Below are 24,267 nucleotides of genomic sequence, written 5' to 3'. Positions count from 1 at the left end.
TCCGTAAATTTTTTCATCGCGAACAGCAGACTACTTCTTTCCGCCCTTCATGAAGGCTGTCTGGTCGTACCATGCAGGGATGACCTTGACCATCAGCTCTTCAGGATCCACGTCCTCCAGGTACTCCAGAGAAGTGATCAGCAGGTTGTTTTCAGCATATGCACCGCCGATAATGGTGTTCACCGGCAGGCAGCCCCATGGATCATCAGGGCTTGAGTGGAGCTCCAGCTTCTTGATGTATCCCGGAGTCCATGCATCGTAGGTGTAGTTGCATACGTTACGGATCAGGCCCGTATTCTTGAATACGAACTTTCCTGTTTCGTCAGGGAGACGGTCGAAGTGGAAATAGTAACCGCTTCCGGATGTTACCTTGCCTGGCGCAGGAGCCTGGTAGAGCACGTGTGTCAGCGGGCTGTTATAGCTTCCCAGCTGCAGCTCGGCATCTACGATCTGATATCCTCTTCTTGAAACGCCTACAGTTACCTTGCCGTCATCGTTTTTGCGGATGAAGAACTGGGCATCCAGCTTCTTAGGGATTGCAGAGTTGTCGCGGCCCAGCTGTGTGGCCATTTCGGCACCAGGTCCGCCCAGGAGGAGGCTGATGGTGTACAGACCTACCTGACCCTTGTATGTGCAGTAAACTCCCAGAATGGTCTCATAGTAGTTATCTGCAAATGTAGGATCCTTGATGTGGCAGACGCTGACAGTTACTACAGGGAGCATGAATGGCTCCAGTGGAGCAGGCAGCAGTTTTTCAATGGCTTCAGGATAGGAGAGGTATGCCATGTATACACCTTCCTGTCCCCTCATGTTGGAAACCTTGGCGAAGTTGCCCAGCTCGTCTTTAGTGATCACGAAGCTTGGTTCAGGAGTTCTGAAAAGGTTTGCACCGATTTCATATCCTGTTCTTGTGGCAGGGGCGATGGTGCCGTCCTTGATGGCAGAGCCAACCAGGCAAACAGGGATTCCCTTCTCTTCCAGCCCGGCCTTCAGGCTCTGGTCAGGCTTGTATCCAAGAGAAAGAACTACAGCATCGGCTGTCACTTTCTTTTCTTCCTTTGTATCAACGTTTTCAATTACGACGCCGCCAGCTTCGATGGACTTCAGGGCGTTTCCCAGCTCCCAGGCCACATCCATCTTCCGGAGCCTGGACATAACATCCAGAACGTTGTTCTTGTATGCGTTTGTACCTGCTTCCTTCAGCATGTCAATGAAGGTGACTTTGCAGCCCTTGTCGCCCAGGAACTCACCTGCCTCAAGACCCGTAAGACCGGCGCCGACCATGGCAACCGATTTTCCGGTAAGGTCCTTTTTGCCTGTAAGAACTTCCTCGATGGTGTAAACATTGCTTCCCTCAACGCCAGGAATGGACTTAGGGAAAATAGCTGCTGATCCCGTAGCCAGGATCACGGCATCCGGTTCAAGGGCGGCGATATCCTCAACTGTAGCTTCTTTGCCCAGCTGAACATCAACGCCAAGACGGTTGAAGCTGTCCCTGAAGTAGTCAGCGATCCACTCCATTCTCTCTTTGAGAGGAGGCTTCTTTGCCAGGTTCACAGTTCCGCCCAGGGAGTCCTGACGGTCGATCAGTGTAACTTTTACTCCTCTCTTTGCAAGGGTCTCGGCTGCAGTCATTCCGCCAGGGCCGCCGCCGATGACAACTACCTTGTGAGCTCCAGTGTCAGGTTCCAGGTCCCCGTAGCGATATTCTTTGCAGGTTCTAGGGTTGAAGGCGCACTCCAGAGGGAGTCCCTGGGCATTGAGGCTCATGAGAGTCTCGAAACATCTGAGGCAGTTTATGCATTTCTTCAGTTCATTTTCTCTGCCCTCCTGGACCTTTCTGCCCCACTCAGGGTCGGCCAGCCAGGATCTGCCCATTCCCACAAAATCTACGACGCCTTCGTCCAGGAATGACTCAGCAACAGCAGGCTCACGGATGGATGAAACGGCGATAACAGGAACTGAAACGTTGTCTTTTACTGCTTTTACAAAAGGCTTTCTCCAGCCCTGAGGGAAGGATACTGGCTCTATGGCCATGAGGCCTGTTTCGTAGAGGGCACAGCTTACGTCGATGAAGTCAACGCCGGCAGCCTCCAGAGTCTTGCAGATCTTGATGCCGTCCTGAATGTGGATGTAGTCTTCAGTGACGCCGATGGTGTCCAGGAACTCATCTACAGATACACGGCATCCAAGAGGAAAATCAGGACCGCACTTCCTGCGGATGTCTTCGATGATCTCCAGGACGATGCGCATGCGGTTTTCGAAGGTGCCGCCGTACTCGTCAGTCCTCTTGTTTGTGTAAGGTGAAAGGAACTGCTGGAGCAGATAGCCGTGAGCGCAGTGAAGCTCGATGCCGTCGATGCCGGCCTTCTTACATCTCAGAGCTGCGTCGCCGAACTGGCCTACCAGCTCGTGGATTTCGTCCAGGGTCATAGGCCTGGTTTCCTGCTTGGAAACGTTGCACATCCTGTCAGATGCCGATACGCAAGGCTGGCCGCCGATCAGAGCGGAAACCCCTTCTCTGCCCGGGTGGTGGAGCTGGATGAAAATCTTAGATCCGTATTTGTGAACGGTGGTGGCCAGTTTTGCCAGGCCAGGGATGTGCCGGTCGCTGGTAGCAGACAGCTGGCGGAACATTCCAGCTCCGGTAACGTCGTTTACCCTGCAGATCTCAGGCATGATGAGGCCGCATCCGCCCTTTGCTCTCTCTTCGAAATATGCCAGCATGGCAGGTCCGACAGTTCCGTCCAGCTCGGCCAGATTGGTCCCCATAGGGGTCATTACCAGTCTGTTCTTGACCTCTACATTTCCGATCTTTCCTTTTTCAAATAGCTTATCGTACATTACATTCCTCCTTTCAGGCACTCCAGAAAAACTGCACGATTATGATCAAGCCCTGATATCGGGGCTTGTAGTCTGTTATTTTCTTAATAATATAAAAGGAGCATGCACTTTCATAGGTGCACGATGCATGATAATTAATTGACGATTTAGTTATGGTATACTACAGAAATATGAAAAATGTGATTTCAAATATAGCTGATGAGTGCTGATTCAGTTCAACCTGGAGGATGAGATGGATTTTCGTGAAATAACTGAAATTTTAGGGAAAAACCACGAAATTAGTATGGTTTGCCATGGGGCTGGAGAAAACATCCACAGGGTCAGGCTCTGGGATGGAAAGGGCTGTAAAGAAGACAGATCCACGCTGTTTTTTGGTTATGGTATACAGTATGACGAGCTGCCGGAACAGTGCATATTGGCTGCAAAAAACGTTAACGAAATAACGGAAATTGTGAGGAAATCATGGAAAAACAACAGTCGTTCACTAGCCATTATTAACATGGAAGACTATGTTTCAGTCTTCAACGAGGTTCAGGATCTGGTTGCCAGCCACTACAACAGCAGCTTCTATTCATATCTAACGGAAGTGGCAGGCCGTGTGGGCAACTACGATTCTCTTGTGGACATAGCATCCCAATCTTTCGGGGCATCCCTGATATTTATAGATATGAACTTCAGAATACTCAGCTACTCCACCCAGGTTCCTGTAACAGACAAGATATGGAGCGATAATATAAAGAAGGGATACTGCGACTACGAGTTTATTCAGGAGGTAAAAAAGCTGAGATCACTTCAGCAATCCTTTTCAGATGAAACTCCGGTGGAAGTAACCTGCATGTCTTCCCCTTTCAGAAAAATTGCCAGCAGAGTATACTGCAGAGACACATGTATCGGTATTCTCATTTTAATAGAAGGAGACCACTCCTATCGTCAGGACCACTATGAAATGCTGAAGTCCCTGAGCCACGTTCTTTCCGGGTTTGTGATGATCCATTCTCCTGAGCTGCTGTATCAGACTGACGAATACCACCAGTTTCTGTATAATGTTTTTATAGGTGCCCCTCTTGAAAGCCAGCCGGCAAGTTACAGAAACCTGAAGTTCAAAGGGCCTCACCGCCTTGTTTATTTAAGGCCTGGAGATGGAGCGCCTCTTCAGACCAGCGAGTTCGAATTCGAGCAGTGCATAAAGAAGAGACTTGAATGTCAGGTTGTCTCAAACAGGGAAAGCGCCCTGGTTATTATTGAAGAGACAGAGGCCGCTGACCTGGAAGGCATTTTGGGTTCCTACAGAAAAGGACCTGGCCTGGTGGCAGGAATAAGCAGGGCTTTCTACAAAAATCAGGAGTTAATCGAAGCCATACGGGATGCAAAAGACGCAATGGAGATCGGCCTTTCTGTGGATCCGGAAAAAAATATTTTTTCCTTTGAAGAATACGGCATGTACGTAATGATCCGGAATGTCTCCAGAAATGAAAATGTGATGCGCTACTGCCATCCCGCTTTCCTGACTTTGATGGAATATGACGATGAACATGAGGGAAGCCTTCTGGATACGCTTGAGGAGTTCCTGCGAAGTGGCCAGAGCATCAAGGACACTGCCGAGAATCTGTACATGCACAGAAATACTGTTATATACAGGCTGAAAAAAATAGAAGAGCTTACGGCCGTAGATCTGCGGGATCCCGAAACTTCCTTTAATTTGAGATTTTCTTTTGCCATAAGAAAGATAGGCGGAGAAAGAACCAGGGAACTGGTGGGAGAACACAGAGAAAACTTGCATTCGAAACACAAGTAATATAAAATCCTTTGTGATATACCCCAAAACAGGCCGGTAACAGACAGGGATTTTTTGAGTTCCAGCTCTGAAAACAGGGATAAAAGATCAGGGGGACAGAGATGTTAAACATTAAAGATATTCAGAAAGAGTATAAGGACAAGCTTATTGATGCGGATTTTGCTGCCGGACTGGTTAAGAGCAACATGCGCATCCATTTTGGCGTGGGAACAGATTCTTCTGTTTACATGGATAAGGCCCTGGGGGAGAGGCTTCGCCATGACAACATGCTCAGAGGACTGGAAATCCAGTCGGAGACGGCTATCCGCCACGATGATTTCGAAACATACAAGGCAGTAATGGACAATGTAGACGTTGCCAGGTTCTATTCTTCTCACTTCTCGTCAAGAGACAGACAGATGATGGACAGAGGCAATTCCTGGCACGTACCTATTCTCTTTAGCGAGGAGTCCCTGTACTGGGGTCTGGAAGATAATTATTTTGACATATGCTGCATCCAGGTCTGCCCTATGGACAAATACGGCAACTTCAACTTCGGCCCTATTAACGCAGATCTTCACGGTATCATCAGAAATTCAAAGACCGTAATAGTGGAGATCAACGAGAAGATGCCTATTGCCCTGGGATACGAATCTCACATTAATATTGCAGATGTCAATTACATTATTGAGGGAGACAGCCCGGATATATGCACCATATCCAACAAGGCGCCGACTTTTGAAGACAAGAGAATTGCAGAATTCATCGTTGAGAAGATCAGGAACGACAGCACTCTCCAGCTGGGCATAGGAGCTCTGCCTAACTGTGTGGGGAACATGCTGGCAGAGTCGGACCTGAGAGATTTCAGCGCACACACTGAAATGCTGGTAGATGCATACATGAACCTTTACTACGCAGGAAAGCTCACCTCTCTCAAAAGCCGGGACAAGGGCCTTATCGTATATACTTTTGCAGGAGGAAGCAAGGAGCTGTACGATTTTGTTGACGACAATCCGATTTGCTGCAGCGCTCCTGTAAGCTACGTCAACGACATTTCGGTTATTTCCGATATTGATAATTTCATTTCTGTAAACGGATGTATTGGAATCGACCTTTACGGGCAGGTTTGCTCTGAAAGCATAGGATACAGGCATATCAGCGGCACGGGAGGACAGCTGGACTTTGCTCTCGGAGCCTTCCGCAGCAAGAACGGCAAGAGCTTTATCTGCACTCATTCCACCAGGACCATGAAAGACGGCACAAGAGAGTCTCTTATCCATCCTCTTCTGCCTGTAGGTTCTGTGGTCACTACGCCGAGAACAGCAGTCCATTATCTGGTTACAGAGTACGGGGCTGTAAACCTGAAGGGTAAATCTACCTGGCAGAGAGCGGAACAGATAATCAGCATCGCCCACCCTGATTTCCGGGAGGAACTGATCAGAGAGGCGGAGAAGATGGGAATCTGGAGGAATACCAGCAAGAGAGAATACCTGTAGGTTTTGGGTGAAATCTCCGGTTCAGGTTCGGATTATAGGGGGTTTTCTTAGTTATTTCTGAATATTTCCTGAAAAAAAGGTTTTTTAGGGTCAAAGTGCCCGTGAGAGTAGTATAATCATTTGGTCACTGGTGAGGGACCTGTCTTTTGTGTGAATAAACAGGGAAACTCACAGGATATATTTTTAGTTAATTCTGCAGGCTTTACAGAAGGTCGGAAGACGGGGTCATAAAGCTTTGAGGGAGCAGAGCTCTCAAGAAGAAAGGTGGAAATTATGATTACAGCTGTAGTAGGTGCAAATTGGGGAGATGAAGGTAAAGGAAAAATAACAGACGCCCTTGCCCAGGAGGCCGATTACGTAGTCAGATTCCAGGGAGGCAGCAACGCCGGTCATACAATCAAGAATGAATACGGCAAATTCGCACTTCATCTTATGCCCTCCGGGATCTTCAACAAGAATGCTGTAAATATTCTTGGAAGTGGTGTGGCAGTAAACGTGGACAAACTGATTGAAGAGATTCACGCTCTGGAGGCAGCAGGAGTGAAGCACGGCAAGCTTCTGGTATCTGACAGAGCCCATCTGGTAATGTCCTATCACGTTCTGCTGGACACTTATGAGGAGGCAAGACTGGCAGGAAGATCCTTTGGATCCACAAGATCAGGAATGGCTCCATGTTATTCAGACAAATACGCAAAGATCGGATTCCAGGTAGGCGAGGTTTTCGCTGATAGAGAATATCTGATGCCGAGAATCGAGAATGTATGCAAGATCAAGAACGTTCTCATGGAGCATCTCTACCACAAGCCTCTTCTGGATCCTGAGGAAATCTACAAGGAGCTGATGGGATACAAGGAAGCACTTGCTCCATATGTTGCCCACACATCAGCTGAGCTGAACAAGGGCCTGAAAGAAGGAAAAAGTGTAGTTCTGGAGGGACAGCTGGGCGCACTGAAGGATGTTGAGCACGGAATTTATCCTATGGTTACATCCTCCTCTACCCTGGCCGGATATGGTGCAACAGGTGCCGGAGTTCCTCCTTACGAGATAAAGAGAGTCATTGCCGTTTCAAAGGCATATTCTTCTGCAGTAGGCGCCGGAGCTTTTGTTACAGAGCTCTTCGGGGACGAAGCTGATGAGCTGAGAAGAAGAGGCGGCGACGGCGGAGAGTTCGGAGCAACAACAGGACGCCCAAGAAGAGTAGGCTGGTTCGATGCAGTTGCTACAAGATACGGCTGCATGATGCAGGGAGCAACAGAGGTGGCCTTTACAGTAGTTGACGTTCTGGGATACCTGGACCAGCTGAAGATCTGCGTTGGATACGACATCGACGGCAAGGTTACAAAGGACTTCCCTAATACACCGCTGCTGGAGAAGGCAAAGCCTGTATATGAAACTATGCCTGGATGGAAGTGCGATATCAGAGGCATCACAAAGTACGAGGATCTGCCAGAGGCATGCAGAAACTATATCGAGCGCATCGAGGAGCTGATTGGAGTCAGAATCTCCATGGTATCCAACGGACCAAGCAGAGAAGAGCTTATCTGCAGATAACCGGGAACCGGAATAATTGTTACAGTTAGAGGATTTACTAATGGGAGTAGAAGAAATACGACAGACATGGGTGGAGATCGATCTTGATGCCCTCGCCTATAATATTGAAAGTATTAAGGAAAAAGCAGGAAAAGACAGAGCCATCATTGGAGTTGTAAAGGCGGATGCTTACGGCCATGGAGCAGTACAGACAGCTCAGGTCCTGGAGGAACACGGCGTTGATATTTTCGCTGTAGCTACGGTGAAAGAAGCCATGGAACTCAGGGATGCAGGCTTCGACGAGAAGATTCTAATTCTGGGCATTACCTCGAAATCATGTGACGAAATCGTGGTAAACGAAAAGCTGATTCCGGTTATAGGCAGTTACAATGACGCCCTCGCCCTTTCCCAGAAAGCTCAGGAGCTGGACAAGGATGTTAGTGTAATGCTGGCTCTGGACACAGGAATGGGCCGTATAGGCTTCGTCCTGAGAACCATGGAAGACATTATTGCCGCTGAAGATGAGATCAGCGAAATCTTCGGGCTTGACCGTCTGAATGTGGAGGGAGTCATCTCCCATTTTTCCAAGGCCGACGAGGCAGACAGAAGCTACACAGAAAGCCAGCTGGAGATATTCAACCAGTTCTACGAGAAACTGAGCTCCGACGGCTATTCCCTGCCCTTCCTCACCATTGCCAACAGCGCAGCCATTATGGAGTACCCGAAGGCTTACTTCGACGGTGTCCGCCCCGGAATAATCCTCTACGGATGCTATCCTTCCGATGAAGTACACAAGGAGAATCTGGACATCAGGCCGGTAATGTCCGTGAGAGCCAACATAGTTTATGTAAAAAATCTGCCGAAGGGTTCGGCAGTCAGCTATGGCGGAGTGTTTACGGCAGACCGTGACATGAGAGTGGCCACTGTGGGCATCGGATACGCTGACGGATATCCCCGCAGCATTTCCGGAAAGGCGGAGATGCTGGTAGACGGACACAGAGTGCCTGTAATAGGCAGAATCTGCATGGATCAGTGCATGATAGATGTTACCGACCTGCCACAGGTCTGCAGAGGAACCCAGGTTACGATTATGGGAAAATCCGGAGATGACGAGATATCTGCAGACGAGCTGGCAGAGAAAGCAGGAACGATTAATTACGAAATTCTCTGCGATTTCGGCTTGAGACTGGACAAGAGATACATCAAGAAAGAAGAACAGCAGGGATAGGTTCTGGATACCGGAACATGAAACCGGCCGTTAACCGGTCATCAGCCGGTCCTCCGGGAGGAAATATGAAATAATATTTTTTATAAAACAGAAGCTCCGGCTTCTGTTTTTTGTATGTGGTCAATGGTTTTTGTGAATCCACGCAAGTGAAATATGTTGTTGGAAAACAAAAATAAAATATTTTAAGGGTAAAATATACAAAGAAAAAACATCGTTTGTAATGACTAACAAAATTAATTGACTTTGTTGTTGACAAGAACAAAATATATCGCTATACTCTAAGTGCGCTTTTGAGAGGCGGGCATCTGTACGATTGGTGCGGATTAATGAAGATACTGCCCTCAATCTTATGTATTAGTTTGAAAGTAATAGTTTATAAGAAAGAACGAATTGGAGGACATGAGATGAATGAGAACGGTAAGGCTGCCAAGAGAAGTTCCTTTTCCGGCAGCATAGGATACGTAATGGCCGCAGCAGGTTCTGCAGTAGGCCTGGGAAATATCTGGCGATTTCCCTATCTGGCCGCTAAGTACGGCGGAGGAGCATTCCTTTTAACCTATATTATCCTGGTTGTAACCTTCGGCTATACGCTGATGCTGGCAGAAACAGCCCTCGGCCGCAAGGCTAAGAAGAGCGTAGTGGGAACATATAAGCTGTATGCAGGAAATACAGGGAAGGCTAAGCTGGGAGGCTGGATCAACGCCATCGTTCCCCTGATAATCACTCCTTACTACAGCGTTATCGGCGGCTGGGTATTCAAGTATTTCTTTGAGTATCTTAAAGGCGGCGCCAAGGAGGCAGCTGGAGATTCATACTTCGGTTCCTTCATTACTTCCACCAGTGGCTCCATGCTTTGGTTCCTTATTTTCGCAGTATGCACTATGGTTGTAATATTCATGGGTGTAGAGAACGGAATCGAAAGAGTTTCTAAGGTAATGATGCCGGTGCTGGTAGTCCTGGCATTCATAATTGCTATTTACTCCATGACAAGACCGGGAGCCCTTGCAGGCGTCAAGTACTTCCTTGTACCGAACTTCCACCACTTCTCATGGATGACAGTTGTTGCAGCTCTTGGTCAGATGTTCTACTCCCTGTCGCTGGCAATGGGCATCTTGTTCACATACGGATCATACATGAAGGACGATGTGGATATTGAGCATGCAGGTAACCAGGTTCAGATTTTCGACTCCCTGGTTGCTATCCTGGCAGGTCTCATGATCATCCCAGCTGTATTTGCTTATTCCGGTGGAACAGCAGAGAACCTCAGCGCCGGTCCGTCACTGATGTTCATCACCCTGCCTAAGGTATTTGCAGACATGGGCGGATCTAACATCATCGGCGCAGCATTCTTCCTGCTGGTACTGTTTGCAGCACTGACAAGCTCCATTTCCCTGGCTGAGACATGCACATCCACATTCCAGGATGAGCTGAAGATCAGCAGAAACAAGGCTGCAGTACTGACAGTGGTAATAATAGTTGTTCTGGGAAGCCTGAGCTCTCTTGGATACAGCGCACTGGCAAATGTTAAGATTATAGGCATGCAGATGCTGGACTTCTTCGATTTCACATCAAACTCAGTATTGATGCCAATAGCAGCCTTTGCTACCTGCCTTCTGGTAGTTAAAGGTGTAGGTCTGGACCAGTTCAGCTCCATCGTAAAGGAGACATCAGGATTCAGAAGAGAGGCTCTCTTCAGGGTATTCGTCAAGTACGTTGCTCCTGTATTCCTCCTCGTGATCTTCGCATCTTCAGTAGCTTCTGCATTTGGACTTTTCTCCCTGTAGTCGTGAAGTTTTGGTGAAAAATCTGAAGTTTTTTCCCTGGAATTGCCCGGCGGGTTTAAAACGAGTATAATCTATCAAGAACAAAAGAGCGGGAAGCTGCCCGCTCTTTTGTTTTGCGGAAGGAGAAGAAAATGTTAGATATCATAAATTACTGGGACGGACAAGTTCTAATCAAGTTTCAGGAACTGGCAATAAGACCGGAACTTACGCCGGTAATGAAAATTCTGTCATGGCTGGGGAACAAAGGCATGATCTGGATACTGCTGATTCTGGTGCTTCTGTGCTTCAAGAAAACCAGGCACGCAGCGGTTCTGGCAGCTGTTGCCCTTGCCCTTTCCTACTGTCTGAACAACCTTTTCCTCAAGGAGCTGGTGGACAGGACCAGGCCTTATGAAACCTGGAACCAGGTGCAGCTGCTAATAGGAAAGCAGCATGATCCCTCGTTCCCGTCGGGCCATACGGCCAGTTCTTTTGCGGTTGCCACCAGCCTGGCACTGTCATTTCAGCGCAGGTGGGCAGGTACCCTGCTTATAATCCTGGCTGCGGCCATAGCCATATCCAGAATGTACGTAGGTGTTCATTATCCCCTGGATGTGCTGTGCGGAATGGTGGATGCAATTCTGATTGCATATGTGGTAAACTACGTGGACAGGGAACATCAGGAAGAGCTGAGGCCGTCCAAACACTAGAATCACCAGGAAGGAAAGTACAATGGTTCACATCGGGAATCAATGGGACCAGCTGCTGGCTCCGGAATTTGAAAAAGAGTACTATCAGAGGCTGCGCAGGTTCCTGTACAGCGAGTATAAGAATCATACAGTGTATCCGGGAATGTATGATATTTTCAATGCATTGAAATACACCGATTATCCAGACGTAAAGGTGGTAATTCTGGGACAGGATCCCTATCATGAGCCGGGACAGGCTCACGGCCTGGCCTTTTCCGTGAAACCGGGGGTTAAACAGCCGCCTTCACTGGAGAATATTTTCAAAGAGCTTCACTCCGACCTGGGAATTCCCGTACCGCCTAAGGACAACGGATGCCTCATACCCTGGGCGGAACACGGGGTGTTGCTGCTGAACTCTGCTCTCACTGTAAGAGAGCATCAGGCCAATTCCCATCACGACAAGGGGTGGGAACAGCTGACTGATCAGATAATAAGGCTGCTTGATGAAAGAGAGAAACCCCTGGTGTTTATACTGTGGGGAGGCAATGCCAGAAGGAAGAAAGAACTGCTTCACAATCCTGAGCATCTTATCCTCGAAGGCCCGCATCCAAGCCCACTTTCTGCCTACAGAGGTTTCTTCGGCGGAAAGTATTTCTCGAAGGCCAATGATTTCCTTAAGGCTACGGGACAGGAACCGGTGGACTGGAACCTTCAGGTCAGTGATTCATAATAAATCCACAATTCTGACATTAAGTGTCTGGTGGCCTGTGATAGAATACACGGGCGCGAAGAAATAATTATCTATTATTCTTTCAGTACAATTTTTTCGAAGGAGAGAGAACAAATGAAAAAAAATCTGAAAAGGTCAAAGCTATCCGTCACATTCTACGTGATCGCATGCATTCTGCTTGTATATGCAGTATATTCCATCTTCGGATCCATCGCTTATCTGAACACTTACTTCAAGACTTATGGAACATCGCTGGGTGCAAACCTTGGAGATGCCATTCCGTATATTCTCAGCAACTCCATCGTATACCTGATTTATGCAATCCTGGTATTCATTGGTGCAGTTGTTTACGATGAGGTAAGGGCTCTGAATCCTGCTAACTGCTACACAAAGGCTGAGCTGGCAGCAAAGGAAGCAGAGGCTAAGAAGAAGGAAGAGGCAAAGGCTAAGGCTGCTGTAGAAAAGGCTTCTAAGAAGGCTGCAGAGGCAGAGGCTCCTGTTCCAGAAGAGGACGAGGCTGATAAGGCAGCAGAAAAGGAAGCTGAGTCTGAGACTGAGACTGAGGCAAAGGACGCTGAGTAAGTCTCTTATATAAAAAATAAGTGGAAACCGGGAATGTGATGTTGTATAATCACTTCCAGAGTTTCCATTAAGGGGCGTTGGCGCAGCTGGGAGCGCGTTTGACTGGCAGTCAAGAGGTCAGGGGTTCGAACCCCCTACGCTCCACCATATTTTCCGCACCGGAAGGTGCGGTTTTTTTATTGCAATTTACATTGATGAAAAACAGGATTGCTGTCGAATTCCTCCAGAGCGGTTGCAATGAGAATCTGTTTGCATGCAGTTCCGGGCACCGGAAGGAAGAAATGGCGGAGCCATTTATAGCAGCCTTCTCTTTTTGATCTGAAGTAGTCAGAAATATATCCTGACTTGTCGTTATCCAGCCTCTGAACAAGGGTGGAAAGGTCGGAGAAACTGTTGTATCTTTCCAAATCGTCGGGATGGATGAAGTGGTCCCGGAATTCGTTCATTACAGCCTGAAGACCGTAGATGAGCTTTGTTTTTCCAGTTGGCTGATCAGGTAATGAGGATTTGATGCTCTCCATGCAGTCACTGTCCATATCAACAAGAGCAATATCGCTGCATAGATAATACAGATTCCGTATCAGGCTGTCGTATCTGTTGGCGTTTTTCCCATCGCCGCAGAGGGTGACGTATTTCAGGTTCACCCGATATATATAATTGTTGTGGTGACGGGCGATGGTGGTGGCAGTAAGCTCAATGTAGTGGTCTTCTGACGGGAAAGAAACAGAACGGGTCTCCCCTTCTTCCCTCAGCTGCCGGTCTGCAAAAACACGGAGCATATGGCTCAGGGGGCTGGTGTAATTATTGATTGCTTTCTCCAAGCTGGCAATAGAAGGAATGCCGTCGTGAACCAGGGCTTCTTCGTATTTCTTGTTGTGGTAAATTGTCTTGAAAAATTTTCCGTCGTCCTCAACTACTGCCAGAGATGTGTCGGTGATACAGTCAATTTTTCCCAGAGAATCATAGTATTTGCTGGCCTCCAGGTCTTCAATGGCGATACCTGAATCTTCGCAGTATTCTATCAGCTTGTCAGGGTTAATGGCCTTGCCAAAATAAAATCCCTGAAGTTTCTCGCATCCAATAGATCTCAGGAATCTGAACTGTTTTTCAGTTTCTACACCTTCTGCAATTGTCTGCATTCCAATGGCTTTAGACATGCGCACAACAGATTCCATGATGGATCTGGACTTTTTGTCGTCCTTGGAAATAAAACTCATGTCGATTTTGATTTTGTCAAAAGGAAAGTTGTTAAGTACACCAAGAGAAGAATAGCCGGTGCCGAAGTCGTCCATCAATATCTTGAACCCGTTCTTCTGCAAAGACTTCATGACCGGATCTATCCGTGAAATATCTTCGATAAAAGCGCTTTCGGTTATTTCGATGTTGATAAGACTGTGAGGTATGGAGTACCGGTCAACAGTTTCTATTATATTGTCTTCAGAGAAGGGACCCAGAAGTCCACCCTTGAGATGTTAAAAGAAACGGGAACATATGGACCGTTCTTTTCTATCTGGTGGGCCAGATCTTTGCAGATCCATTCCAGGATGATCATGTCCAAATCGAAAATCAGGCCGGATTCCTCAAGAACTGGGATGAAGCTGCCTGTGGAAATGGGACCGTACACAGGGTCGATCCAGCGGGCAAGGGCTTCAAGGCCACACAGAGATCCAGTCATACTCCGCACTACAGGCTGGTAATATGCTCTGATCCATCCGTTCTCTATTGATTTGTCAAAATTGTTAAGAATGTACTCTTCAAGTGATTCGTTCATAGCAGTCGTTGGAAACCGTCTTTCATTGTATTTTTACCTTAAGATTTTAGCACGAGAAACAATAAAAATCCCGGGATAGTATAAAGTTAAGATTGACAGGTGGAAATAAATCAATTAACATGTTGGTGGGATATCCCACTAACCCACATGCTGGAGGTGATGAAAATGAAAACAGCGATAAATGAATACGATGCAAAGATTGACTCAAAGAAGAGACTTACCCTTCGTGAAAGTCACTACGAATATTACCACGTTGAACATTTTTCCGACGGGAGGATTGTTCTACATCCTAGGGAGTTGGTAGAACCTTTCAGGGTTTCAGGGAACACCCTTGAAATGATGGATAAGTCCATGAGAAACCTCGATGAGGGAAAAGCCGGTAAAGCAGTGGATGTTTCGAAATTCAAGGAGTAATCCATGTTCCTGATAAGAATGGGTGTCCCTGAAATGGAAGAATTCTGGGATATGCTTGAGAAAAAAGTTGAAGAGGGATCTGCAACCAGAGACGAGAATAAGCTGTATAAAAAAATCGGAAAAACGCTACATCTGTTGTCCATGAACCCGCGTTATCCTGGGCTTAATTCTCATGAAATCTCTTCCTTGACATCTCGTTATGGGAGAAAAGTATGGGAATCATACTTGGAAAACAGGACACCGGCAGCGGGGAGAATATTCTGGACCTATGGGCCAGGGCAAGGAGAAATTACTGTTGTTGCAATTGAACCTCATCCAGATGATAAATCAAATGCGTACAACACTATCACTTTGTCATCCATGGGAGAAGTTTTGAAGTAACTATTCTTAGTTTTCCCAATATGTGCTATAATAACTTGGCTGTGATAAATGTTATCTTTATCACAAGCATATAACTTAATAATAAAAATCGATTTACAGGGAGCCGCAATGGCTGAGAGGAAGCGAAGACTTCGACCTGATGACCTGATTTGGATAATGCCAACGTAGGGATTAAATGGAGTATTAATGACGGGCAGGATCCTTTTCAGGAACCTGCCCTTTTCAGTTGTCTCCGCCATTTTCATTAAAACCTGAAGAAGCAAAGGAGAAGGAACATGTTCAAAGACTGTTTTGACAATGTAAGAAAAAACGTGCCCCTGGTGCACAACATCACCAACTATGTGACAGTTAACGATGTGGCAAACATCCTGCTTGCTGCCGGCGGCAGTCCTATCATGTCCGACGACAAGGATGATGTGCCTGATATCCAGACCATCTGCGGCGGGCTGAACATCAACATCGGCACGCTGAACTCCAGGACCATCCAGTCCATGTTCATAGCAGGCCGCAAGGCCAACGAGCTGGGCCACCCTGTTCTGCTGGATCCCGTAGGAGCCGGCGCTTCCAAGCTACGCACGGACACCGCAGTCGATCTTCTCAAGGAGATAAAGTTTGACGTGGTCCGCGGAAACATTTCAGAGATAAAGACCCTGGCCATCGGCAGTGGCACCACAAAAGGCGTAGACGCAGATGCGGCAGATGCCATTACAGACGAGACCCTTCCGAAGGCAGTTGAGTTCCTCAAGGGCCTTGCAAAAAAAATGAATACCATCGTTGCAGTGACTGGCGCCATTGACATCGTGACAGATGGCGAGAAGGCATACGTCATCCGGAACGGCCGCAAAGAAATGGGCCAGATAACAGGAACAGGCTGCCAGCTTTCAGGCCTCATGACGGCATTCATAGTTGCCAACCCGGATAACAAGCTGGAAGCAGCTGCAGCAGCAGTATCCGCAATGGGCCTGGCAGGAGAGATCGGATACGACCACCTGGCACCTTATGAAGGCAATTCCACATACAGAAACCGCATAATAGATGCGATCTGCCACATGGACGGAGAACAGCTGGAAAAAGGCGCAAAATGCCAGATCATGTAACTTGCAAGTTGGTGAATTTTTATAAATCTTGATAACTGAAAGAGGAAGACTGAAACATGAATCAAAACACAGGAAAGTTCTCGGGAGATACCCTGGTGCCTACCCTGGCTGTATATGCAGTGACTGACAGGCACTGGCTCAAGCCGGGACAGAAGCTGGCGGACCAGGTCAGAGAAACCCTTGAAGCTGGCGCCACCTTCGTTCAGCTAAGGGAAAAGGACCTGCCGGAGAATTCGGAAGAGCTGCGACAGGAGGCTCTGGAAATACAGGAGCTGTGCAGAGAATATGGCGTGCCTTTCGTCCTCGACGACGATGCCGCGCTGGCTGCCGAGATAGGCTGTGACGGAATACACGTGGGACAGGAAGACATGGAAGCCGGTGCCGTCAGAGAGCTGGTGGGACCTGACAAGATCCTGGGGGTATCTGCACAGACTGTAGATGAAGCGCTACTGGCTGAGGAAAGAGGGGCAGACTACCTTGGAGTCGGAGCCGTCTTCCCTACGGGCAGCAAGGACGATGCCATAGAAGTGGATCACGACACCCTTGAGGCGATCTGCAAGGCAGTCTCCATACCCGTTATAGCCATTGGAGGAATCACCGTTGACAACGTGAAAGAGCTGGCCGGAAGAGGCCTGGTTGGAGTTGCAGTGATCAGCGCTATTTTCGGCGCCGATGATATAGGAGCTGCCACCAGAGAACTTTCACGAAATGTGGATAAGTATCTCCTGGAAAAATAATTTTTTTCCATAGATAATCTTGCGGCAACTCAGCACTTGCGGGCTGGCCGTAAGACTCAGGACAACGTTTATAATTTTTTTCAAAGCGGTTCATCGGGAGCACCACTTTGGGCCGCTATACAAAATTAATGCATTTCATAAGGAGGAGAATCTATGTACACTGCATTAACGATCGCTGGAAGTGATTCCAGCGGAGGCGCTGGAATACAGGCAGATCTGAAGACCATGCTTGCAAATGGAGTTTACGGCATGAGTGCCATAACCGCACTTACAGCCCAGAACACCACCGGCGTCACGGACATATTGGATGCAACACCAGAGTTTGTTGCAGAGGAGATCGACGCAGTATTTACGGACATAAGGCCGGATGCTGTGAAGATTGGAATGGTTTCCGCCAGTGAGATCATCCACGTGATAGCAGAGAAGCTGAAGGAATACAAGGCAGAGAACATCGTGGTGGACCCGGTGATGGTTGCCACCAGCGGGGCCAGGCTGATCTCCGACGATGCGGTGGAGACTCTGGAGAATGAGCTGCTGCCTCTGGCAACAGTCATTACCCCTAATATTCCTGAAGCGGAAGTGCTGTCAGGGATGAAGATAACTTCAGAAGAGCACATGGCAGAGGCTGCAGAACTAATTGGAAAGAAGTTCGGTATGACTGCCGTTCTGGTAAAGGGCGGTCACAACCTGAACGATGCAAATGACCTTCTGTACACAGTTGCAGACGGGAACGTCAGGTGGTTCCGGGGAGTCAGGATAGACAACCCCAACACCCATGGCACCGGCTGCACCCTTTCAAGTGCCATAGCTTCCAATCTGGCAAAGGGTTTTTCACTGGAAGAATCCGTAGACAGAGGAAAGAAGTACATTTCCGGCGCACTGGGGGCACATCTGGATCTGGGAAAAGGAAGTGGTCCTATGGATCACGGTTTTGCCATACCCGATGTGGGCCAGTATCTCAGCAATATTTAGCTCCTTAAGTTTGTGCTGCCTGCCAGTCTTATCAGGGCCGGCAGGTATGCATTTTTCAGAGTAAAGGAAGGTCATATAAATGGAAAACAAGAAAACAAGCACTTTCAGCAACGGGCTGATCTGGTTCGGAGCGGGCGTGTCCATCGCCGAAATAATCACAGGTACTTACCTCGCCCCTCTGGGATTTAAAACAGGAATAATCGCAATTATTCTGGGCCACATCATCGGATGCGTGATGCTTTTCCTTGCCGGCCTCATCGGCGGCCGGACTGGCAGATCATCTATGGAAACAGCAGCCATTTCTTTTGGAAAAAAAGGGTCATCTTTCTTTGCGGTAATGAACGTGCTGCAGCTGGTGGGATGGACGGGCATAATGATCTATGACGCGTCCCTTTCTGCTGAAACTATTTTCGCCGCCGGGGCAAAACTCTGGGCCCTGATCATCGGAGGGCTTATTATTGTTTGGATCCTGGTGGGAATGAAGACACTGGAGAAGATCAACGTCGTTGCAATGCTTTCCCTGTTCGTACTGACCATTGTTCTTTGCGTACAGATCATGAAAAACGCCGGTGCAGCTGTGATCGGTGCTTCTGATGCCATGACTTTCGGCGGTGCCGTGGAGCTGGCCGTAGCAATGCCCCTGTCCTGGTATCCTGTCATCTCGGATTATACTAGATATGCGGAGAAGCCCTTCGCCGCAACCCTTGTCAGCACCATTACATACGGTCTGGTAAGCTCATGGATGTTCATCATTGGTATGGGAGCAGCTATTTTCACCGAGACATCTGATGTAGCGCAGATAATGGTTAAAGCCGGCCTCGGAATCGCAGGCCTCATCATCGTAGTATTTTCAACAGTTACGACCACGTTCCTGGATGCGTTCTCCGCAGGAGTTTCCAGCGTTTCGGTCTATGGAAAAATAAACGAGAAACATGCGGCAGTTGCGGCAACAGTAATTGGAACGGTAGGCGCATGTCTCATAAACATGGACGACATCACCAACTTCCTGTATCTCATCGGCTCTGTATTCGCACCTATGATCGCCGTACTGATTGCCGACTATTTCATACTGGGACACGACTCCAGCAGCATCCAGTTTGACACCGGAAGATTCGTAATCTGGATTATAGGCTTTGTGGCTTACAGACTGCTGATGCAGGTCAGCACACCGGTGGGCAACACCCTTCCGGATATGGTATTTACCATGATAATAGCTGTAATTTACGGAAAAGTTACCGCGAGAAGCGAGGAACAGAGGTAGCGAAGAGAAAGGAATGTCGATGATAAAAATACTGTTCGTCATTTCAGCATCGGACAGAAAAAACTGAGAAGAAGAACTGGATGAGCCGGAAGGGTGGGACGAGTATAATTATGGCCACAGTGGATGTGATTCCGCTGTGGCCATTCCATTATCCAAAAAGAACTTCTATTTCGGATTCCGCATCATAGATAGTCATTCCGTCAAAAATGGTAGCTTTCTCAAATTGCTCAAAGCACTCTCGGAAATCTTTTCCATGACAGCGAAAAACATAGTTCTCATCTCCGAAGCACTCAAAAATAACTAGTTCCGTAAGAGATGGATTTGCTTCATATTTCTGACACTGTAGCATATATTTTTTTCCACGGAAGAGAAATTCTTTTTCTGGCCCACCCATAGTGAGAATATCATCTATGAATTCTGATAGTGTATTACCAATCATTGCTTAGAAGATTACGTCGACTGTAATAGCAGTTTCGATTTCGAAGAAAGATTTCCCTTCGAAGCATTTCGTGTTTAAGAAATCGTTAATTATGTCATCTTCACTAATCATACCGGATGGGACTGTATATTCGCAGATGCAATCAGCTGTGTCCGTATCTGTCTTTGATTTCCAAATAGAAAATCGTGTGTTTGATGTAATTCCACCTGGTTCAATCGTGTAGAAAGAATTTTGATAAGAAAACTCGATTTCTCTATTTGATTTCAAGTATTGTTTTAATTCTTCCATGTTTGTGCCAATCATTATATCACCCCTTTAAAATAACGTTTATATCTTTCGTATAAAGCATCTCCTGGATGCAGTACCACAACATCATTGCCGCTACCGCGTATACCATCCTTATAATAGTGGACGTGCAGAGACTTCTTACCTCGGTGCTTGCCATAATCAATATCCAGAGTTGGAATTCGATCATCCCCAAAAACTCGTAATTGATCAAAAGTACCATCCTTCCGATAAGAAAGATAGGATGTTCCTGGAGTATTAGAACGTTCCGGCAAACTGATACTGGCTTTCGGATCTTTGGGAAGCAGTACCTTAATGCCATCAACATAATCAACTGTGTGCCATTTAGCAGGGGTGGAAAAACCGCCACTCTCTAAAAAAGAACCTCGGCTACCCATTATCTAACACGCTCCTTCCATCTCTGAGAAAAGCATGGATAATAATGAATGTTGTCGTATTTATCCAGCTCCGACACATGGCGGCCACACACGATCAGATGTGAAGGGTGCTTTTTTTTCTGAAGTTCTTGTACGCCCAACAGAAATATTCTTTTTCCGTATGGACTGGACATACATCCATTTGTGGAAACGGCGATGGAACTGTTGTCAGGAAGACCGTCAAAACACCATTCAAAATCCTCAACTGTACACCATGATGCGACAGGAATAACTGTAAAACCATTTTGCTGCAAATAATATGTAATTACGCGATTACGAGTACAGTTCCAAATAATCTGTCCAGGAAGCAGTTCTGGAAAGAGCGAGTAATCCGTAGAAATAATTCCTTCAAATTTTCGGAGGTTCTCAAAACTCATCTCGGGATGATTCCAGAAGTTTTCAAACAATGCATCGTCAATAAAGAAATCTATCCAGTGATTTTCAGGATGAGATACACCCCTACGTTCATTAAAACTTATCACATCGTGAGGCAAAGCTTGTGTTGCTTCTAATTGTGGCAATCTATATTTCCCCACAAGTGTGGCATTATGCCAGTAATATAACTTGAATATATCGTACTTGCGTACATTTGTCTTAAGCATATGCATGCTCCTTTCTGCCCGAACGGACAATTGTTAAATTGTCAATTGGCGTTTTGTAAAAATGTCAATTGAAGTAACGGAAAGGATATGCTACAATCTTAGCTACCTAGAAAAAGGATGTAGCACATCCAAAAGTAAAACGTATTTTAACTGCTGGAACAGTTATGAATACGTTTTATTATTTTACCCTCAATAGAACCACCTCCTTAACTTGTCCGCGAGAAGAGGTATAGAATTTTCTCCTCGTAATCAGTATATTCAGAATCACCATAACGAAGCCATTTGTGATAATAAGACAAGGCATTATAAGCAGCTTCATAACTGATTTCAAAGATGTCAGCAATTTCTTCTGGGGATTCTAGCTTTAGCTTATGAATGAGCACCGGCGGTGCAAGTGCAAACTTGGCAAAAAACTTAACTTCTTTTTCTGCTAATTCACTGTCCTCTGTGTGGTCAAGTACAACATGACCAATTTCATGCATGATTGTGTTATTGATTCGTCCGTACCCTTTTTTGTCATTGTAGTAGATATACCACTCACCAGTATCAAGCTGTAAACAGAAACCATCAACGCTTTTCTTTAACAACAATCTCTGCGTAGCTTCCGGATATGCAGAATACGGAATGACTTTAATGTCCATCTTGCTGGCTATTTCAAAACCATTGATAGGCACACAACTGATATCGTATTCTTCATACATTCGAACCACGATTTGCTTAATCTCTTCATAACGTTCATCTGATAATCTGATTCCCAAATTCTATTCTCCTCCAAATAACGCATTAATTAGTTCTTTCTTCTCTTCATCTGACATAGCGGATGCATTACGAGCAATAAGTCTGCGTACACGTGGGTAACTGAATTCGTCATTTTCAATTCCCAAGAGATAGTCGGATGTTGTGTGTAGAGCAGTAGCTATACAGGCTAATGTCTCTGGTTTAGGGTCTCTGGTTCCAGATATATATCTGGACATTACACCTTCTGTAATACCAACACGTTCAGCCAATTCTTTTTGTTGTAGGCCTTGTTTTTTTAATAGAATGGATATGCGATTGCCTAACTCCTTACTCATGTGAATTCCTCCTTTGATTACCAACTTATTCGTGGTTATTTACATCGTACTGCAAGCTTGACAGATTGTCAAGAAATGTTGCCTACAATAAAATTAGGACAGTAGGAACGATAATCTACTGTCCTGAAAATTAGAATTCCTGTGATAGTGGCACCCAATGGTTATCTGTCATATCATGTGCGAATTCTGTATTGTTGATGTAAAGCTGATTGTCTTTGTCTCGGACAAATCCCCAGTGGAGGGAATGCTCCGCACTCCCATCGACGGATATAATTATATCGAAAAAGTTTCTAATAATGACGAATTTTACAGGAATGGGGTGAAGAGTATTTACTGGAGTATGAAAGAGAGATTATTATAATCAAGTAGTATCAATTGTAGAGTGTTAAGGTGGGGTTAAATGATAAAAATACTTTTCGTATGCCATGGCAACATCTGTCGTTCGCCGATCGCTGAGTTTTACATGAAGGACATCGTCAATAAAAGGGGGATGGACAACCGCTTTTTCATAGATTCCGCTGCAGTCACTTCCGAGGAGATCATTGGGGGCGTGGGAAATCCGGTGTACCCTCCTGCCCGAAAAATCCTTGCAGATCACGGCATCAGCTGTGAGGGAAAAAGAGCCCGGCTGGTTACAAAGGAGGACTATGATAAGTTCGACCTTATTCTGGTAATGGATAAGGGAAATGAAAGAAAGATGGAGAGAATTGCCGGAGGAGATCCGGAGGGAAAAATCCACCTTTTGATGAGTATCTGTGGAGAGGACCGGGAAGTTGCAGATCCCTGGTTCACCGGAGATTTTCAGGCTACCTGGGACGATGTGACAGAGGGCTGCAAGACGCTTCTGGATCTTCTCACATTTCCGGGAGAGCTGGTGCTGGCATCTGGTTCGCCCCGCCGCCTTGAGCTGCTGGAACAGGTGGGGATAAGCTGCATTGTAGATCCTTCTGATGGAGAAGAATGGAGCCAGGAGACCAGCCCTGCTGCCTATGTAGAAGAGCTGTCCCAGGAAAAAGTCCTGGACGTGGCAGACAGACATCCAGACAGCTGGCTTCTGGGGTCAGACACTGTCGTTGCCCTGGATGGAGAGATTATGGGAAAGCCCGGCAGTGCAGATGAGGCCTTTGAAATGCTGAGTAAGCTTTCCGGCAGGACCCATCACGTGTACACCGGCGTGACTCTGGTCCGGACCAGCCGCGGCACTGTGCTCTACCACAAAACTTTTTCCACCTCCACGGAAGTAACGTTCTATGACTTGTCTGATGATATGATCGAAGACTATATCCTTACGGGAGAACCTTTCGACAAGGCCGGGGCCTACGGGATCCAGGGACGGGGCGCGGTACTGGTCAAGGAGATCCGAGGGGATTACAACACGGTGGTAGGTCTGCCGGTGGCAGAGGTTTACCACCAGCTTACAGAGTGACGAAATATGGCAAACAAAAAACGGTTCCCGGCAGGGAATCGTTTTTGCATAATCTGTAAAATTTGCATCAATCAAATCAATCAAATCAATCAAATCGTTGGAATCATGACCGGGAATCCTTGATATCGTAGAGGATCAGGCCGCCCTTCCGGTCAAAACCGGTGTTCCACAGGTCCTCCAATGGCAGCCACTGGTATTCGCTGTAAGTAACTGCTTTTACGAGAGTGTGGTTTTTATCCAGGTTTTTGTACCCGTTTATGAGGAACCAGTGCCAGTTGTAGTCCTTGAACTTGCGGTTTTTATGCCTTAACAGCAGTACAGGAACGGGAAGGCCCCTGTCGATTTGAGAGATAATGGCCTCTCTTGCTTTCTCCACCGGGCAGTTGCCATCCAGACCTGTCATGGCAATGGAGTCGATGCCTCTGTCTTTCAGGTACTGGCCGTAGCCGTCAATGAAAATGTCAAGGCGGTCGATGCCGCTGCGCCGTGGCCTCAGGTACGGTTCCATGATCCTGGAAAAATCTACGTACTCCCTTCTCGTCAGGTGCTGAGCATCGTAAGGGTACGCTTCAGTTATTCCTTTTTCCCTGGCAAAATATACGCTGCTGTCGCAGGCAGTTTCGGCAGCGCATCCGCCAAGACGCATCATGAAATTTGAAAACCACTCCTGATTGCCGCCATAGGAGGCGCCGATCATGAAGTGGTTCAGTTCATTCTTCATATTCAATGTGTTCAA

The 24,267-nt window shown here is 47.0% G+C and carries 24 protein-coding genes, 1 tRNA gene and 1 riboswitch; of the genes, 16 read left to right on the top strand and 9 right to left on the bottom strand.

Annotation, left to right across the window (positions count from 1 at the left end):
- Positions 1–30: 30 nt before the first annotated feature.
- Entirely contained in the window at positions 31–2,844 is a 2,814-nt protein-coding gene (locus FYJ66_RS04000; protein ID WP_154572225.1) for an oxidoreductase, read from the bottom strand.
- 232 nt (positions 2,845–3,076) lie between these two features.
- Here FYJ66_RS04000 and FYJ66_RS03995 point away from each other — a divergent pair, with 232 nt between their 5' ends.
- The 9 genes from FYJ66_RS03995 (at position 3,077) to FYJ66_RS03955 (ending at position 12,783) form a co-directional block, all read left to right on the top strand.
- Positions 3,077–4,639, top strand: coding sequence for a PucR family transcriptional regulator (locus tag FYJ66_RS03995; RefSeq protein ID WP_154572224.1), 1,563 nt, complete (start codon positions 3,077–3,079; stop codon positions 4,637–4,639).
- A 101-nt stretch (positions 4,640–4,740) separates the two neighbouring features.
- Complete coding sequence (locus tag FYJ66_RS03990) at positions 4,741–6,114, top strand: acetyl-CoA hydrolase/transferase family protein (protein ID WP_154572223.1); 1,374 nt, start codon at positions 4,741–4,743, stop codon at positions 6,112–6,114.
- A gap of 273 nt (positions 6,115–6,387) precedes the next feature.
- Positions 6,388–7,665, top strand: coding sequence for an adenylosuccinate synthase (locus FYJ66_RS03985; RefSeq protein ID WP_154572222.1), 1,278 nt, complete (start codon positions 6,388–6,390; stop codon positions 7,663–7,665).
- 40 nt (positions 7,666–7,705) lie between these two features.
- On the top strand, positions 7,706–8,872 hold the full coding sequence (alr, locus tag FYJ66_RS03980) for an alanine racemase (protein WP_154572221.1): 1,167 nt from the start codon (positions 7,706–7,708) through the stop codon (positions 8,870–8,872).
- Positions 8,873–9,276: 404 nt separating this feature from the next.
- Positions 9,277–10,656 carry a sodium-dependent transporter gene (locus tag FYJ66_RS03975; protein WP_154572220.1) on the top strand — a complete coding sequence of 460 codons (1,380 nt, stop codon included), beginning with the start codon at positions 9,277–9,279 and terminating at the stop codon, positions 10,654–10,656.
- A 131-nt stretch (positions 10,657–10,787) separates the two neighbouring features.
- Complete coding sequence (locus tag FYJ66_RS03970; RefSeq protein ID WP_154572219.1) at positions 10,788–11,345, top strand: phosphatase PAP2 family protein; 558 nt, start codon at positions 10,788–10,790, stop codon at positions 11,343–11,345.
- A 22-nt stretch (positions 11,346–11,367) separates the two neighbouring features.
- Positions 11,368–12,054, top strand: a complete 687-nt coding sequence (locus FYJ66_RS03965) for a uracil-DNA glycosylase (RefSeq protein ID WP_154572218.1) — start codon at positions 11,368–11,370, stop codon at positions 12,052–12,054.
- A gap of 114 nt (positions 12,055–12,168) precedes the next feature.
- On the top strand, positions 12,169–12,636 hold the full coding sequence (locus FYJ66_RS03960; RefSeq protein WP_154572217.1) for a hypothetical protein: 468 nt from the start codon (positions 12,169–12,171) through the stop codon (positions 12,634–12,636).
- 71 nt (positions 12,637–12,707) lie between these two features.
- Positions 12,708–12,783, top strand: a tRNA-Ala gene (locus FYJ66_RS03955).
- Between the two features lie 29 nt (positions 12,784–12,812).
- Here the strand turns inward: FYJ66_RS03955 and FYJ66_RS03950 are convergent.
- Together FYJ66_RS03950 and FYJ66_RS09370 are read right to left on the bottom strand one after the other, a co-directional pair.
- A complete protein-coding gene (locus FYJ66_RS03950) occupies positions 12,813–14,012 on the bottom strand; it encodes an EAL domain-containing protein (RefSeq protein WP_338071147.1) in 1,200 nt (399 codons plus the stop codon).
- Between the two features lie 50 nt (positions 14,013–14,062).
- Positions 14,063–14,407 carry an EAL domain-containing protein gene (locus FYJ66_RS09370; protein ID WP_154572215.1) on the bottom strand — a complete coding sequence of 115 codons (345 nt, stop codon included), beginning with the start codon at positions 14,405–14,407 and terminating at the stop codon, positions 14,063–14,065.
- Positions 14,408–14,572: 165 nt separating this feature from the next.
- Here FYJ66_RS09370 and FYJ66_RS03940 point away from each other — a divergent pair, with 165 nt between their 5' ends.
- The 6 genes from FYJ66_RS03940 to cytX all read left to right on the top strand — a co-directional run bounded on the left by FYJ66_RS03940 (position 14,573) and on the right by cytX (position 19,269).
- Positions 14,573–14,821, top strand: coding sequence for a hypothetical protein (locus FYJ66_RS03940; RefSeq protein WP_154572214.1), 249 nt, complete (start codon positions 14,573–14,575; stop codon positions 14,819–14,821).
- A 3-nt stretch (positions 14,822–14,824) separates the two neighbouring features.
- Entirely contained in the window at positions 14,825–15,202 is a 378-nt protein-coding gene (locus FYJ66_RS03935) for a hypothetical protein (RefSeq protein ID WP_154572213.1), read from the top strand.
- Positions 15,203–15,288: 86 nt separating this feature from the next.
- Positions 15,289–15,391, top strand: a riboswitch (TPP riboswitch).
- 86 nt (positions 15,392–15,477) lie between these two features.
- The gene (gene thiM, locus FYJ66_RS03930; protein ID WP_154572212.1) at positions 15,478–16,299 is read left to right on the top strand and encodes a hydroxyethylthiazole kinase; all 822 of its coding nucleotides are present in this window, start codon (positions 15,478–15,480) and stop codon (positions 16,297–16,299) included.
- Between the two features lie 56 nt (positions 16,300–16,355).
- Positions 16,356–17,036 (top strand): thiamine phosphate synthase, encoded by a 681-nt coding sequence (gene thiE, locus FYJ66_RS03925; RefSeq protein WP_154572211.1) that lies wholly within the window; start codon positions 16,356–16,358, stop codon positions 17,034–17,036.
- 153 nt (positions 17,037–17,189) lie between these two features.
- Positions 17,190–18,008 (top strand): bifunctional hydroxymethylpyrimidine kinase/phosphomethylpyrimidine kinase, encoded by an 819-nt coding sequence (gene thiD, locus FYJ66_RS03920; RefSeq protein WP_154572210.1) that lies wholly within the window; start codon positions 17,190–17,192, stop codon positions 18,006–18,008.
- A gap of 79 nt (positions 18,009–18,087) precedes the next feature.
- The gene (cytX, locus tag FYJ66_RS03915; RefSeq protein WP_154572209.1) at positions 18,088–19,269 is read left to right on the top strand and encodes a putative hydroxymethylpyrimidine transporter CytX; all 1,182 of its coding nucleotides are present in this window, start codon (positions 18,088–18,090) and stop codon (positions 19,267–19,269) included.
- Between the two features lie 148 nt (positions 19,270–19,417).
- Here the strand turns inward: cytX and FYJ66_RS03910 are convergent, their stop codons facing one another.
- From FYJ66_RS03910 to FYJ66_RS03890, 5 genes are all read right to left on the bottom strand, one after another.
- Positions 19,418–19,618 (bottom strand): hypothetical protein, encoded by a 201-nt coding sequence (locus tag FYJ66_RS03910; protein WP_154572208.1) that lies wholly within the window; start codon positions 19,616–19,618, stop codon positions 19,418–19,420.
- Between the two features lie 392 nt (positions 19,619–20,010).
- A complete protein-coding gene (locus tag FYJ66_RS03905; protein WP_154572207.1) occupies positions 20,011–20,391 on the bottom strand; it encodes a hypothetical protein in 381 nt (126 codons plus the stop codon).
- Positions 20,391–21,032 carry a DUF4417 domain-containing protein gene (locus FYJ66_RS03900; protein ID WP_206156988.1) on the bottom strand — a complete coding sequence of 214 codons (642 nt, stop codon included), beginning with the start codon at positions 21,030–21,032 and terminating at the stop codon, positions 20,391–20,393. The genes FYJ66_RS03905 and FYJ66_RS03900 overlap by 1 nt, the downstream gene beginning before the upstream one ends.
- Before the next feature lie 206 nt (positions 21,033–21,238).
- On the bottom strand, positions 21,239–21,790 hold the full coding sequence (locus FYJ66_RS03895) for an ImmA/IrrE family metallo-endopeptidase (RefSeq protein ID WP_154572205.1): 552 nt from the start codon (positions 21,788–21,790) through the stop codon (positions 21,239–21,241).
- 3 nt (positions 21,791–21,793) lie between these two features.
- Complete coding sequence (locus FYJ66_RS03890) at positions 21,794–22,105, bottom strand: helix-turn-helix domain-containing protein (protein WP_077391719.1); 312 nt, start codon at positions 22,103–22,105, stop codon at positions 21,794–21,796.
- 400 nt (positions 22,106–22,505) lie between these two features.
- Between FYJ66_RS03890 and FYJ66_RS09405 the strand changes: the two genes are divergently transcribed.
- Positions 22,506–23,531 carry a Maf family nucleotide pyrophosphatase gene (locus tag FYJ66_RS09405; RefSeq protein ID WP_338071123.1) on the top strand — a complete coding sequence of 342 codons (1,026 nt, stop codon included), beginning with the start codon at positions 22,506–22,508 and terminating at the stop codon, positions 23,529–23,531.
- Positions 23,532–23,634: 103 nt separating this feature from the next.
- On the opposite strand, the gene FYJ66_RS03880 is transcribed toward FYJ66_RS09405, so the two are convergent.
- Positions 23,635–24,267 (bottom strand): hypothetical protein, encoded by a 633-nt coding sequence (locus FYJ66_RS03880; protein WP_235897352.1) that lies wholly within the window; start codon positions 24,265–24,267, stop codon positions 23,635–23,637.

The sequence above is a fragment of the Allobaileyella intestinalis genome (genome assembly GCF_009695865.1).
In the GTDB taxonomy this organism is placed as follows: domain Bacteria; phylum Bacillota; class Clostridia; order Peptostreptococcales; family Anaerovoracaceae; genus Allobaileyella; species Allobaileyella intestinalis.
This window is presented reverse-complemented; position numbering and strand designations above follow the sequence as displayed.